General features: G+C 65.2%; 13 protein-coding genes. 6 read left to right on the forward strand and 7 right to left on the reverse strand.

The window, feature by feature from the left end; all coding sequences use genetic code 11:
• Positions 1-9: 9 nt before the first annotated feature.
• The 3 genes from N4264_RS17070 to N4264_RS17080 form a co-directional block, all read right to left on the reverse strand.
• Entirely contained in the window at positions 10-312 is a 303-nt protein-coding gene (locus N4264_RS17070) for a hypothetical protein (RefSeq protein WP_261693440.1), read from the reverse strand.
• Positions 313-480: 168 nt separating this feature from the next.
• A complete protein-coding gene (locus tag N4264_RS17075) occupies positions 481-1,470 on the reverse strand; it encodes a sigma-54 interaction domain-containing protein (RefSeq protein WP_261693441.1) in 990 nt (329 codons plus the stop codon).
• Between the two features lie 220 nt (positions 1,471-1,690).
• The gene (locus tag N4264_RS17080) at positions 1,691-2,167 is read right to left on the reverse strand and encodes an NAD(P)H-dependent oxidoreductase (protein WP_261693442.1); all 477 of its coding nucleotides are present in this window, start codon (positions 2,165-2,167) and stop codon (positions 1,691-1,693) included.
• 284 nt (positions 2,168-2,451) lie between these two features.
• On the opposite strand from N4264_RS17080, the gene N4264_RS17085 reads away from it, so the two are divergent.
• Together N4264_RS17085 and N4264_RS17090 are read left to right on the forward strand one after the other, a co-directional pair.
• Positions 2,452-3,693 carry an MgtC/SapB family protein gene (locus N4264_RS17085; RefSeq protein ID WP_261693443.1) on the forward strand — a complete coding sequence of 414 codons (1,242 nt, stop codon included), beginning with the start codon at positions 2,452-2,454 and terminating at the stop codon, positions 3,691-3,693.
• A gap of 32 nt (positions 3,694-3,725) precedes the next feature.
• Positions 3,726-4,760 (forward strand): sensor domain-containing diguanylate cyclase, encoded by a 1,035-nt coding sequence (locus N4264_RS17090; RefSeq protein ID WP_261693444.1) that lies wholly within the window; start codon positions 3,726-3,728, stop codon positions 4,758-4,760.
• Between the two features lie 76 nt (positions 4,761-4,836).
• On the opposite strand, the gene N4264_RS17095 is transcribed toward N4264_RS17090, so the two are convergent.
• Both N4264_RS17095 and N4264_RS17100 read right to left on the reverse strand, forming a co-directional pair.
• Positions 4,837-5,661 (reverse strand): universal stress protein, encoded by an 825-nt coding sequence (locus N4264_RS17095; RefSeq protein ID WP_261693445.1) that lies wholly within the window; start codon positions 5,659-5,661, stop codon positions 4,837-4,839.
• 11 nt (positions 5,662-5,672) lie between these two features.
• Positions 5,673-6,092: a universal stress protein gene (locus N4264_RS17100; RefSeq protein ID WP_261693446.1), complete on the reverse strand. Its 420-nt coding sequence runs from the start codon at positions 6,090-6,092 to the stop codon at positions 5,673-5,675.
• Positions 6,093-6,270: 178 nt separating this feature from the next.
• Between N4264_RS17100 and N4264_RS17105 the strand changes: the two genes are divergently transcribed.
• Together N4264_RS17105 and N4264_RS17110 are read left to right on the forward strand one after the other, a co-directional pair.
• Complete coding sequence (locus N4264_RS17105) at positions 6,271-7,017, forward strand: response regulator (RefSeq protein WP_261693447.1); 747 nt, start codon at positions 6,271-6,273, stop codon at positions 7,015-7,017.
• A complete protein-coding gene (locus tag N4264_RS17110; protein WP_261693448.1) occupies positions 7,017-8,981 on the forward strand; it encodes a PAS domain S-box protein in 1,965 nt (654 codons plus the stop codon). The genes N4264_RS17105 and N4264_RS17110 overlap by 1 nt, the downstream gene beginning before the upstream one ends.
• Positions 8,982-9,049: 68 nt before the next feature.
• On the opposite strand, the gene N4264_RS17115 is transcribed toward N4264_RS17110, so the two are convergent.
• Positions 9,050-9,778 (reverse strand): Crp/Fnr family transcriptional regulator, encoded by a 729-nt coding sequence (locus tag N4264_RS17115; RefSeq protein WP_261693449.1) that lies wholly within the window; start codon positions 9,776-9,778, stop codon positions 9,050-9,052.
• A 156-nt stretch (positions 9,779-9,934) separates the two neighbouring features.
• Between N4264_RS17115 and N4264_RS17120 the strand changes: the two genes are divergently transcribed.
• Positions 9,935-10,852: a hypothetical protein gene (locus N4264_RS17120; protein ID WP_261693450.1), complete on the forward strand. Its 918-nt coding sequence runs from the start codon at positions 9,935-9,937 to the stop codon at positions 10,850-10,852.
• On the opposite strand, the gene N4264_RS17125 is transcribed toward N4264_RS17120, so the two are convergent.
• The gene (locus N4264_RS17125; RefSeq protein ID WP_261693451.1) at positions 10,825-11,514 is read right to left on the reverse strand and encodes a DUF2238 domain-containing protein; all 690 of its coding nucleotides are present in this window, start codon (positions 11,512-11,514) and stop codon (positions 10,825-10,827) included. The two genes, N4264_RS17120 and N4264_RS17125, sit on opposite strands and share 28 nt — an antisense overlap.
• A gap of 85 nt (positions 11,515-11,599) precedes the next feature.
• On the opposite strand from N4264_RS17125, the gene N4264_RS17130 reads away from it, so the two are divergent.
• On the forward strand, positions 11,600-12,721 hold the full coding sequence (locus N4264_RS17130; protein WP_261693452.1) for a hypothetical protein: 1,122 nt from the start codon (positions 11,600-11,602) through the stop codon (positions 12,719-12,721).
• Positions 12,722-12,738: the final 17 nt, after the last annotated feature.

The following is a 12,738-nucleotide window of genomic DNA, read 5'->3' on the forward strand; positions in this document are numbered from 1 at the left end:
CCCACCATGCTACGGATCGCGCGGCGCCGACTCATCTCCCGACGGGCCTTTCGCGTCGGCGCGCAATCCCTCGGCCAGGGCATAGAGCGTCGCCCCATCAGCCAGGGTACGGCAGCTCAGCACGCCACACGACACCAGGCGGTCCAGCGTCCGCTTGATCCGGCCGCGTTCGGTCTCGTAGCGCTGTTGCGGAAGCCACCAATCCACAATGCCGTCGAGCGTATCCGCTGCCTGCGGATGGCTGACGACATAACTCACGATAGCGTCGGCAACTTCAGAACGGGTTGACAGGGGCGAGGTGATGGATGTCATGGCGGCCTTCCTCTTCGGGCGGTGTTTTCCGCGAAGGTGCAACCGCCATGCCTGCCTGATGAGGCACGAAATTCCGGAAATAGCGCCATTTCTGCCGGACGCAGGTCAGCCGCGCGGGGAATTGGTGACCCACCTTGCGCGCTGACCGGGACCGGGACGACCCACGGCTCATGCTTCGTGGGTACGGAAACGCTTGCTTTCGATATGGTGCTTCTTGAGCAGCTTGCCCAGTTGGCGACGTTCCGTGCCGGACAGTCGTGCAGCGGCACTGACGTTACCCTCGGTGCGACGCAGCAGGTCAGTCAGGTAACGGCGTTCGAAATGCGCAACCGCCTGGGACTTCGCTGCACTGAACGCAATGCCGCAGTAATTGCAGATATCCATCCATGCAGCATCCACATCGCGCGTCACGGCCGGCGCGGCGACGCCGATATCCTGCAGTTCGACAACCGGCTCTTCGGCATGCAGGTATGCCCGGAAGACGACGTTGTCCAGTTCGCGCACATTACCCGGCCAGGCGTAGCTGGAGAGAACGCCGAGTGCGCGTTCGGACCAGGTCTTGTGATTTCCGCGCAGACGTTGCGCGGCTGCGTCGAGAAAATGCGCCGCCAGCAGGGGGATGTCACTGCGCCGTTCGCGCAGGGGCGGAACGCGGATATGCAGGGAATTGAGCCGATAGAAGAGATCGCGGCGGAATGCTCCCTCGTTGACGCAGGCCTCAAGGTCCGCATTGGTGGCGGCGACGACGCGGACGTCCGCCTTGCACACTTCGGTCCCTCCGACCGGACGGTAATGCGAGTCCTGGAGAAAGCGCAGCAGCGAGACCTGGGCCTTTTGCGAAAGACTATCGACCTCATCGAGAAACAGGGTGCCGCCGCGGGCGCTTTCAATCAGGCCTGGCTGCGATGTCTTGGCGTCGGTGAATGCGCCACGCCGATGTCCGAATAACTCGCTTTCCACCAGCGTGTCCGGCAGTCCGCCGCAATTGATCGGCACGAATGGATGGTGACGCCGTGCACTGCCGTAATGGATTTCCCGGGCGGCCAGTTCCTTGCCGGTACCGGTTTCGCCTTCCAGCAGAACCGGCGCGTCACAGCCGGCAAACCGGCGTAATTGGGACAAGAACGTCTGGAATGCCGGCGACTGACCAATCATCATGAGGTACTCCCACTTTCGTCACGGCCGCCGCGAAAGGCGGCAACGGCGATGCCTGGAACGCCCCCCTGACGGCGACCATCGGCTGCCTGCCAGTTCGGGTCGCCTGCGGCGACGATGCGTGTTCCACAAGGCGTCGTCGTCATCCCCATGGAACGATGCACACTGGCAATACCGAACAGCGAACGCATCGGCGCGGGTTTCCACAACGCGAGCCTTCTGCCTAGCGTCCCGCCCGTCCCCACTCGCTCAGCCGCATGATCCAACGGATCCGGCGCATGTCGTCGAGCGACTCGACCTGGCCGACCAGGGTCGTCCGGATGGGTCCGAAACCGCAAAAGGAAAGAATGTTGCGACGCAGGCTGCGCACGCTGTGTGCGCCGTAGAACCACCGGTAGATCAAGGCCGGCAAGCCCATGGTGACCACGACACGGATCGACCTGCCCCCCAGCTGTCGCCGCCAGGACGTGCCGCCATCGTTGCTCTGGAACGCAAAACCGGGCCGCAGCACCTGCTCCAGAAAGCCCTTCGTCAACGCGGGAAGATCACCCAGCCAGAGCGGGTAGATCAGCAGGACATGGTCGGCCCACTGGATATCGTCCTGCGCCTGGTGCAGCGATTCCGGTACTTTTCCGCTATAGAAATCCAGCTTGCTGCGCAGCAGCGGAAACGCCATGGTCGCCACGTCGATACGTCGCACCGCGTGCCCCCCTCGGCGGCACCACGCGCGTATGCGTCCGCAAGGCCGTGGCAGAAGTGAGCGGCAGTGGAATCGGGATGTCCCTGGATGATCGTGATGCGATGCGCCACGGCAGTACTCGGAAGGAAAGGCAGCACGGATGGCTGGCCGGCCTATCCTGCGTCGGCGACAGCGCCAGCCACTTGATCCGCATCAACCCGGGCCCTGCGGTAGATCAAGCGGATTCGACAGGATCAGCGCACACTATCCCCACCCCCACATCCCGGGAACCCCCTCCGCCACCAATGGATCCCCTCACGCCCGAATCGCTGTACGGACTGCTGAGCGCGCTGGGCGGCGGACTGCTGCTGGGTATCGAGCGCGAGCAGCGTAAGAGTGAAGACGGCAACGCCGCACAGGCCGGCGTGCGCACCTTCGCCGTCGTGGCCCTGACGGGCGCCGTGGCCGCCCTGCTTCACATCTTCGCGGTAGTCGCCGGGAGCCTGGTCATCGGGGCTATTGCGCTTGTCGGCGCGCGGCGCCCACCCGGACAGCAGTCGGTTGAAACCACACACTACGCCTTGCTTGCCACCTACTTCCTCGGCGCACTGGCGATCGGCCATGCGCAGATTGCCGCAGCGTTGTTCGTCATCGTCGCCGCGCTGCTGCAGAGCAAGGACGCCCTGCACCATTTCACGCGGAATGTCCTTTCGGAGCGCGAACTCAACGATATCCTGCTGCTCGCGGCATCAGTGCTGATCGTGCTGCCGCTGCTTCCCGACCGCGTCGTCGATCCGTGGCAGGCGCTCAATCCGCGCCAGATCTGGCTGGTCGCCGTACTCGTCATTGCGATCAATGCCACAGGGCATATCGCGTTGCGGCTGCTGGGCGCTGGCCGCGGACTGGCACTGGTCGGGTTGTTGGCCGGTTTTGTCTCCAGTGCGGCGACCGTGGCGGGCATGGGCCACCGTGCCGCCCGGGAACCGGGAATGCGCGCAGCGGCCATCGCGGCGGCCCTGCTTTCCTGCGTTGCAACGATCACGCAGCTGGCGCTGATTTTCGCCGTGCTGTCGCCGCTTCTGTTGCGGGAACTGGCCTTGCCACTACTCCTGGCCGCTGCCGTCACGCTGGCGACCGCCGGCTACTTCACCTGGAGCGGCCGAGGCTCCCCGCAGGAAGGGCCGCTGCCCGCGCTGGGATCGCACTTCACCCTGGCGCATGCGTTGCTGTTCTCGCTGATTGTCGCCGGGTCACTGCTGTTCTCGTCCTGGCTGCGCAACTGGTTGGGCAGCACCGGCGTGATGGCCACGGCGGCGGCAACTGGCTTCCTGGATGTCCATGCCGCGGCAGTCAGCCTGGCCAACCAGGTCAATGCGAAGGCCCTGGCGGCTGCCGACGCCGGACTCGCACTGGCTGTCGCGTTCACCGCCAACTCGATCATGAAATGCATCGCCGCGCTGGTCGGAGGCATCCGCTATGCACTGCCGGTGATAGCGGGCGTGGTGGCCATCAACATCGCCGTAATCATCGGCGCGTGGTTGTCCTGACCGTGAAGAAGGCCAGACCTTCCTGACATCCCATGACCAACGCCGCCACACCGATTACTGCTGATCTGCGCAGCGCCCTGGACCTGATGACGGAGATTTTCGAAGCAGCTCCGGTCGGTCTCATCGTCGCCGACACACGCGGCATCATCCGGCTGCTCAATCGCGAAGCCGAAAGCCTGTTCGGTTATGCGCGCGATGCGCTGATCGGCGAAGCGGTCGAATGTCTCGTGCCCGATGCCTACCGTGCCGGCCATCAAACCCTGCGTGAAGCCTACGCCGCTGACCCAAAACCACGCCCGATGGGCCGCGATCGCCCGCTCTTCGCACGTCGTCGCGACGGCACGCTCGTACCAGTGGAGATCGCACTCAAGCCGTTGCAGGTCGGCCAGTGGCGTCTCATCCTGAGCGTCATCATGGACGTGACCGTCCGGCGCCGGCTTGAGGACGAAGTCCATCGGGCCCACGATGATCTGGAACAGCGCGTGCTCGACCGGACTGTGGCACTGCGACGGGCCAACGAAGAGAACGTCGCCCTGCTGCACGAGCTGGAGCAGCAGAAGGCGGACCTGGAACTGTTGAGCCGGCAAGATCCCCTGACCGGTCTTGCCAACCGACGCGATTTTGACCAGCAGCTGCAGGTGGAGATCCGTCGCTGCGAGCGCGCCCAGTCCGCTCTGGCGGTAGCGATGCTGGACCTGGACCTTTTCAAGCGGGTCAACGACGAGTTCGGCCACGCCATGGGCGATGTAGTCCTGCGCACAGTGGCGACACTGATCCGTGAGCATTGCCGACCGTTCGACCGCGTGTGCCGCTATGGCGGCGAGGAATTCGCGCTGGCCCTGCCCGATGCCGGCCCGCAGGACGGCATCACCATCTGCGATCGCATCCGCCGTGCCATTGAGTGCTACGACTGGACGTCACTGCAGCCAGGGCTGCGGGTTACGATCAGCGCCGGCGTGTGCGCCTGGCATGCCGGCCTGAGTCCGGCAGAGTTGCTCGCGGGGGCGGATATGCAGCTGTACCGTGCCAAGCGGGCCGGGCGAAACCGGGTCATGCCGGAAAGCTGAGACGGCGTCGATGCGTGTTGAAACACCGGCGACAGCTTGCGCAGCGACGCCTCAAGCCAGGCCCGCAGAACGCCCATCAATGGCGGAACAGAACCGGAACCGGGCTGTTCGCCAGCACGTGACGCGTAGCGCCGCCCAGTACCCACTCGCTGAAACGGCTCCGTCCGTAGGCCCCCATCACCAGCATCTGGGCGCCGCACCGCGCGGATTCGCGCAGTAGCTGGGGACCTGCGTGCTCGCTATCGACGAGGACATCGTGACGGCGCGCGCGACAGCCCGCGTCAGCAAGGTAGCGCACAAGATCAAATGTGTCATCCCACACCGGCGGCTGCGACTGGACGGGATGCGCACTGGCGAGAATGACCACTTCCTGCGCCTGCAAAAGCAGTGGCATAGCCGCGCGGAGGACGCGCACTGATTCGGCGGACCCGTTCCAGGCGACGGCGACGCACCGTGGGACCGGTGCCGTCGCGGCAGCGTCCGGCACAACAATGCAGGGGATGCCACAAGTGAGCAGTACTTCGCCCAGGGCATGCAGTGAGCCTGCGTCCGAGTCCGTCGTGGCGCGTACCACGACGCAGTCGTGCCAGGCCGCGGCACGGGCAATAGAAGCGGAATACGGGCCGGTAATCACCGACCAGCGCGCCGTTCCCACACCGTGGCTGCGTGCCCAGGCAAGAAATGGTACCTCGCCCTCGGCCGCGGCACGCCGTTGCTCCAACAGGTACGCGACGGCCGTGCCGATCGCCGACGGCGTGTTCAGCTCTGGTCCGTCGAGGAAAGGCTGCAGGGCATACAAGCCCGTCAGGCTGCCCGACATCGCTTTTGCCAACCGCGCAGCATATTCCACATGAGGCTGGAGCGGCAGCACTGCCGTCATCGGAACGAGAATGTCGCGCATGCCCGGCTCCTTCAGCGCACGATCAGTACGGGAACCTGGCAACCGCTAAGCACCTTGGTCACCACCGAACCAAGCAGCAAATTGCCGAATACGCCGCGGCCGTGCGAACCCATGACCACGAGGTCGTACTTGCCCTGCGTCGCAGTGCGCGTGATCACGGCGGCGGGGTCGCCGACCACCGCCTTGTGGTCGATGGCGATGCCCGCACGCTTGAAGCTCGTCCGCGCGTAGCGCAGCGCGGCTTCGGCGTTGTCGGCGTGGTAGCGGTCGATATCCTCGCGGCCGAGTGCGTTCGCGACGCGACGCATCAATGGTGGATCCACGTTTAGCACCGTGATGGCAGCTGCGGGATCGTCGCGCCAGTGCGACAGCACATATTTCACGGCCCGCTTGCTGTGCTCGCTACCGTCAACGGCGAGAAGAAGTTTCATGCTCGATACCCTCCAGGGGGTTTTCCAGGATCCGGCAAGATGCCAGCCTACGACGCCAGGATGCCACTGCTTCCAGCGAACCGATTGACACGGATCAACTGTGTGGCTGGTGGAACCCCATCCCGGCAGCTGCCGCCGCTTGATAGACTCGGCGGCAGTCCGCCTGCTATTGCGCCCTATGTCCACAACGGGAACACCATCCGCGGCCTCCGCGCACATTCTGATCGTCGACGACGACGATGAAGTTGTCAGCCTGCTGCAGAGGTATCTGGGTTCGCATGGCTATCGTATCAGCACGGCCAGCGACGGCAACCGCATGCGCCAGATCATCGTGAGCGAGGCGGTCGACCTGATCCTGCTCGATCTGGGCCTGCCCGGCGACGACGGCCTGGACCTGACCCGCGAACTACGCCGCGAGTGGCACGGTGCCGTGATCATTGTCAGCGGCCGGGGCGAATCGGTGGATCGCGTCGTGGGCCTGGAGCTGGGAGCCGACGACTACGTCGCCAAACCCTTCGACCTGCGCGAATTGCTCGCGCGCGTGCGCAGCGTGTTGCGCCGTGCGGCGCCCGCGCGCGTCGCCCTGCCCGAAGCGACCGCGAAATCGGACAGCCGGCTCACCTTCGCCGGCTTCGTCATGGATATGCGTAGCCGTACACTGGCCGGCCCGACCGGCGATATCCCGCTCACCACCGGTGAATTCGATCTGCTTTGCGTGTTCGTCGGGGAACCCGGCCGCGTGCTCTCCCGTGACGATCTGATGAGCCGCCTGCACGGCCGCGAAGCCGGCCCCTACGATCGCGCCATTGACATGCAGATCACGCGCCTGCGACGCAAGATCGAGGTGGACAGCAGCAAACCGGCGCTGCTCAAATCCGTGCGCGGCGCCGGGTACCTCTTCGCCGCCGAGGTGTCGCGCTCCTGATGACCACACCCACCCGCCCCGCCCTGTTCGAAGCCCTCTTCGAAACCGCGCCCGATGCGATGATCGTCGTCGATCGCAACGGCCGCATCGTGCTGGCCAATCCGCAGGCCGAACGGCTGTTCGGCTACGCACCTGGCGAGCTGGACGCGCAACCGATCGAGATTCTCCTGCCGGAATCAGCACGGCAGGCGCATCGCGGTCACCGCGAGCGCTACGCCAGCTCTCCGCGGGTGCGTCCGATGGGCGCCGGCCAGGAACTGATCGGCCTGCGCCGGGATGGCTCGCAGTTTCCGACTGAGATTGCGCTGAGCCCGTTGCTGGTCGACGGCGAGTCGCTGTTTGCCGCGTCCGTACGCGACGTATCGGAAACCCAGCGTGCGCGCCAGGCGCTGATTCGCGCCGGCTACGACGCCTGCGTCGCGCAGATCGGACAGCTGGCCCTGGAGGCCCGCGACAATGCGGCGCTCCTCGACAGCGTGCCCGAACGCGTCTGCCAGGCGCTGAAGGTGAGCGCGGTGGCGATCCTTCTCGTCAATCGCGACCAGGGTGAGTTCGTGGTGCAGGCCGAACATGGCTGGACAGACACGCTGCCGTCCAATCTGAGCGCCGCCGAATTCCAGCCATCCACGGCAACGCCAGCGAGCACTACCGCCCTCTTCGCGCATGCCGGTTACGCCAACGCCGTGTCGGTGCCCTTGTTCGACCGGGGCCAGACAATGGGCACCCTGGTCGCACTGAACCAGGAGCCGCGCGTGTTCGATCGCGACGCCATGCATCTGCTGCAGTCAATTGCCAACCTCATCGCAGCGGCCGTTCAACGCAGCCGCACTGAAGACCAGCTATCCCATGCGCAGCGCCTGGATGCGATCGGCCAGCTCACCGGCGGCGTAGCCCACGATTTCAACAATCTGCTGACGGTGGTATCGGGAAACCTGCAGCTGCTCGAAGCAGAGCTTCCGGAAAATTCTCCCGCGCAGACCACGATCGGCGCCGCGCTGCGCGCGGTTGATCGGGGTTCCGCCCTCACCCGCAAGCTTCTGGCATTTGCCCGTCGCCAGCGCCTCACGCCGCGCTCGCTTGCCCCGCAGGCGCTGCTCGACGAGCTGGGTGTGATGCTGCGACGCACACTCGGCGAGCAGATCGCCGTTCGCATCACCTGCGACGAACGCGTTCCCAACGTGCATGCCGATCCGGCGGAACTCGACGCCGCCCTTGTGAACCTGGCGCTCAACTCGCGCGACGCGATGCCGCGCGGCGGTCGGCTGGATATCAACGTGCGCAAGGTCGCCGTAACCGAGCCCGCGCACGCCGGCGAAGCCATTACGCCAGGTGATTATGTCGTCTTCAGCGTGACCGACACCGGCACCGGCATGACCCCGGAAACGCTGTCGCGCGCGCTAGATCCCTTCTTCACCACAAAGGAGTACGGAAAGGGCAGCGGACTGGGCCTGAGCATGGTCTACGGATTTGCCAAGCAATCCGGCGGACACCTGAGTATCGACAGCCAGCTGGGCTACGGTACCCATGTGGATCTTTACCTGCCGGTCCACCAGGGCGAGGCACGGTCCCAGGCAATCACCAAGCTGCCGATCGAAGGAGGCCGGGAAACCGTTCTCGTGGTGGAGGACGAACCGCTGGTACTCGACGTCGCCGTGGCCTTCCTGCGCAGCCTGGGCTACGACGTCATCGTCGCCACCGACGCCCGCGGTGCGCTGGAACAGCTGGCCAGATCGCCAGCGATCTCGATGCTGTTTTCGGACGTGATTCTCGGCGACGGCATGACCGGCGACGAGTTGGCGCGGACCGCGCGGCAATCGCGTCCAGACCTTCCGGTGCTGCTGACCTCCGGCTATGAGCGCACGCCGCACCGTCCTGACGCCGGTGACACCTTCGATCTGCTACGGAAGCCGTACCGCCGCGAAGAACTCGCCGCGGCGCTGCGCAGGGCACTGGACGGGGCCTGACCCCTCGGATGGCACGCGCAGCTATTCACGCACAGCGCAGGCAGGCATCGGATGGCACGCGCAGCTATTCACGCACAGCGCAGGCAGGCAATGGCACGCAGACGTCGCTCGTCGAGGAGGGTGACGTCGCGCCGTTGCACCTGGATGCACCCGATATCCGACAGGTGGGTGAGGATGCGGCTGACCGTTTCATGCTTGAGGGCCAGGAAACTGGCGATATCCATGCGGCTCATACGCAGCACGTAGCTTTTCGCGCTGTAACCCAGTCCTGCATGGCGCTCGGCCAGGTCCAGCAGGAAGGTTGCGACGCGCTGTTCGGCGTTGAGCGTTCCGAACACCAGCATCCACTGACGATCCCGGCGCATCTCTTCGGCCATGGCTGCTGTCAGCCGTGCCTGCAGTTCCGGCATTTCAGCGCAGGTGCGAAGCATTGCCGGATACGGCAGTTCCCACACTTCGGCCGAGTCCAGCGCAACGGCGTCGCAGACATGCGCGCGCAGGCCAATGGACTCCGCACCCAGCAGTTCGCCGCGCATGCGGAATCCCAATACCTGCTCGCGACCATCTTCGCTGACCTGCGATACCCGCAGGAAGCCAGCGTGCACCAGGTACAGGGCGTCGAACTTCTGCCCGGCACGATAAAGTGACTGGCCAGCCTTGAGACGACGACGCGTCAACGGCAGACGCTGGCGCAACTGTTCAAAATCAAGGCCCTTGTCAAAGCCGACGTCGTTACCCACGAGCGGCCAGACCAGGGCGGCAGATTCGGTCGTCGGAGTGGCAAGGGCGGCGTTCATGGCAAGTCCTGGGTAAGCGTTGGTGTGGGATCAGGCTACCCGTCGGCTCCGCCAGGACGACAACGAAGCTGCAACCGTGCGTAACGGTGTGTAACTGGCCGGCCGGAATTGACCTCGCTCAAGTAGCCCGCACGCGGTTCCGGCAACACTCACGCCATGCAAAGGCTACCCTCGCCCTCCCCCGCGCTGGCCCTTCCGGCCGGTGTTCCGTTCAGCGACCCGGCTTCCGTGGACGCCTGGGATGCGTGGTTTCGTTGGCGTGAAGAGGGACAGCTGCGGGATATCTCGATCGATGCAACCTGGCAGCGCGTTGCCATCGCCTTGTCCAAGGCGGTGCCACCAGACGAGGCGCCGCACTGGGAACAGCGTCTGCGGGCGGCGCTGACCAGTTGGTGTTTTCTGCCGGACGAACGCATTCTCGCCACCGCCGGCACCCGCCGCATCGGCTGGACGCGTGAGCTTAGCGGCGTGATCAATGTCGCGGCCGCCGTGCGCTATCCGCTATCGCCCCGCAGCAACTGGGACGCCGCCGCATATTTCGCCAGCGCGCAAACCGGTCTTTGTGCCCTGCGCTGCGCCGCCGCCCTCGTCAGCGGCCCGTGCGCACCGGTTAGGCTCACACTGGGGGTCGTGGGCTTCGCCGACGCGCTGGCACTGCTGGACATTCCCTATGCATCCGACAGAGCCATCGAACTGGCGCGGCAAGTCCGCGAACACATCCGGCGGGCAGTAGCGAGCACCCGCCACGCGCCGGCTTCCGCCTGCGCCGTTGCCGTTGAGGCCGACGACGGAAACGCGGATTCACCGGGCGTGATCGCCGTCAGCGGTGAACCGTCGCATCCGCGCCTGGCGTTGCTCGCCAACAATCTCACCGACGGCCTGGAACCCCTGAACATCACCGACCAGCAGGTTCGTATCGACGGCAGCCATCGCACCTTGCGCTCCAGCGGCATGGCCCTGGAATTTGCGCGACGTCATTCGGATGCGGCACACGTCAAGCGCCTCATCGAGGGCGCCCAGGCCACCCTCGAAGGGCGTCGGGCGATCTATCTCGCCTTTGGTGCAGATACCTGAGCCAATCGCATCCAGGACGAGCCAAGCTGTGCGATCACGGCACCACCGATAGCCAGCGCCATATCCTTGTGCGCGTCCCAGACATCCCCCTGTGTCCCAAGGTAGGCCTGCCCCAGGTCGCCACCAAAGAGGATCGCCGCGCCCCATTCAATCAACTCGAACACCGCCGAAAGAAATCCGATCATCGCTACCGGCACCAGGAACCGCCAGGCGCCCTGCTGGGGTGAACGCTGATCGACCAGCTCGCCCATGACGGGCGTCAGCAACAAGCCGAACAGGAAGTGCGCCAGCCGGTCAAAATGATTGCGTTCCAGGTCCAGCAGGCCGCTGAGGGTGTGGCCGCTCAGCGCCTGGAACCAGGCGTCGTACGGTACTTTTTCATAGGTGTAGTGCGCACCGGTTTCGTGCAGCACCAGGAACAGGAACAACAGCGAGTAGCTCGCGTTGGAGAACCGGTGCCGGCGATACGTCGCGACCAGGAGCGGTACGCTGATCGCCACCAGCACGTTCTCCAGGATCCAGTCGGAGCGGTACCACGGTTTGATGGCCAGGATGATCCAGTAGGCCAGGAACGCACCCAGCAACCACAACGGGTAGCGCGCCCCGCTGGCGGCAGGTCGAACTGCCGATGGCGGTGACGTAGGCGGGCGGCGCTGGCGCATCGGCATTTCCCGGGTTGACCGCGTGCATGGTGATCGATCACGCTGGCGCCGCCAATGGGTAGGGCACCCTCCTTCGGGAAACGGGATGACAGCCACCTCGCATGCCATCGTCGCGGCAAACCTTCTGGCCCTGCGCGTGTTTGACGTCGCTTACGCCATCGACCTGGCCGTCGCGCAGGCCACATGGCATCGGCGAACCGGTGGAACCGCCGAACGTGCCTGTCTGAGCACGACCCCGGCCAAGGCCCTTGCCTTCGAGGTCGCGCCGCTGCAGCTGGACCTGGGCACTGTCCTGGTGACGCTAGACAATCAATCCTGCCGCGGTGAGGTCACCGCACGCCTGTACGACTTCGGCGTCATCGCCCTCTCGCTGCGCATATCGCTGGAGCATCTGGACTGGCCGGCGTTCGCCAGTCGGCTGGATGCGCTGGACGCCTGTGCCGGCCACGATGCGGGGGCATTCTGGACGCCGCTGCTCGCGCAGGTGCGCGACGCCGTCGCAAGCGCACTCTACAAGCCGTCCACCGAAACGCTCGACGAGGAATACCTGGTCGGCGTCATCCGTCGGCTCGACGTACCACCGGTACACGCCACCGAGCTGCTGACGCAGCCAGTACTGCCGCGCCTGCTGTCGGGCGAGATGCGACCCTTGTCCGCTTCGGCGCAGCGCGAAATGCTGCAAAGGCACTTTTCTTACTTCGATGAGGATCTCGTCATCCTCGGCTGGGACCGCGCCTTCCTGTACGACCCGCACGCGGACAGCGACATTCTCGACGTCCTGGAGGTCGCCAACGCGCAGCTGGTCGAGTTCCGCTACTACGACGCCCTGCTGGACGAGGAGCTGGAACAGATGCACCGGGGCCTGGGCCAGGCCTACCGGCACGCGGCCTTCCCGATCGCGCGGCGCTTCGCCAAGCTCGCCCGCAAGCTGCACACCCTGGTCGCGGAAGTGACGGAACTGACCGGCAAGGTCGATAACGCCCTCAAGGTCACCGAGGATGTGCATCTGGCCCGCGTGTACTCGGCAGCACTGGAGCAATTCCGCGTGCTCAATGTTGCCGCGGCGGTGAACCGCAAACTGGCCACCATCCGCGACACCTACACCGCGCTCTACGACGAAGCCTCGAGCCGACGCGCCGAATGGCTGGAAGTGGCCATCGTCCTGCTTATCCTTATCGAGATCGTGCTGGCCCTCCTTGGCCATTGACGATGGTGGCGCGCAGT

Origin of the sequence: Tahibacter amnicola, from assembly GCF_025398735.1 — a bacterium.
Taxonomy (GTDB): Bacteria; Pseudomonadota; Gammaproteobacteria; order Xanthomonadales; family Rhodanobacteraceae; genus Tahibacter; species Tahibacter amnicola.

Excerpts from the sequence above, each read along its gene's own strand:
- N4264_RS17070 (WP_261693440.1), bottom strand. The coding sequence starts at position 312 with ATGACATCCATCACCTCGCCCCTGTCAACCCGTTCTGAAGTTGCCGAC.
- N4264_RS17075 (WP_261693441.1), bottom strand. The coding sequence starts at position 1,470 with ATGATGATTGGTCAGTCGCCGGCATTCCAGACGTTCTTGTCCCAATTA.
- N4264_RS17085 (WP_261693443.1), top strand. The coding sequence starts at position 2,452 with ATGGATCCCCTCACGCCCGAATCGCTGTACGGACTGCTGAGCGCGCTG.
- N4264_RS17090 (WP_261693444.1), top strand. The coding sequence starts at position 3,726 with ATGACCAACGCCGCCACACCGATTACTGCTGATCTGCGCAGCGCCCTG.
- N4264_RS17095 (WP_261693445.1), bottom strand. The coding sequence starts at position 5,661 with ATGCGCGACATTCTCGTTCCGATGACGGCAGTGCTGCCGCTCCAGCCT.
- N4264_RS17100 (WP_261693446.1), bottom strand. The coding sequence starts at position 6,092 with ATGAAACTTCTTCTCGCCGTTGACGGTAGCGAGCACAGCAAGCGGGCC.
- N4264_RS17105 (WP_261693447.1), top strand. The coding sequence starts at position 6,271 with ATGTCCACAACGGGAACACCATCCGCGGCCTCCGCGCACATTCTGATC.
- N4264_RS17110 (WP_261693448.1), top strand. The coding sequence starts at position 7,017 with ATGACCACACCCACCCGCCCCGCCCTGTTCGAAGCCCTCTTCGAAACC.
- N4264_RS17115 (WP_261693449.1), bottom strand. The coding sequence starts at position 9,778 with ATGAACGCCGCCCTTGCCACTCCGACGACCGAATCTGCCGCCCTGGTC.
- N4264_RS17120 (WP_261693450.1), top strand. The coding sequence starts at position 9,935 with ATGCAAAGGCTACCCTCGCCCTCCCCCGCGCTGGCCCTTCCGGCCGGT.
- N4264_RS17125 (WP_261693451.1), bottom strand. The coding sequence starts at position 11,514 with ATGCGCCAGCGCCGCCCGCCTACGTCACCGCCATCGGCAGTTCGACCT.
- N4264_RS17130 (WP_261693452.1), top strand. The coding sequence starts at position 11,600 with ATGACAGCCACCTCGCATGCCATCGTCGCGGCAAACCTTCTGGCCCTG.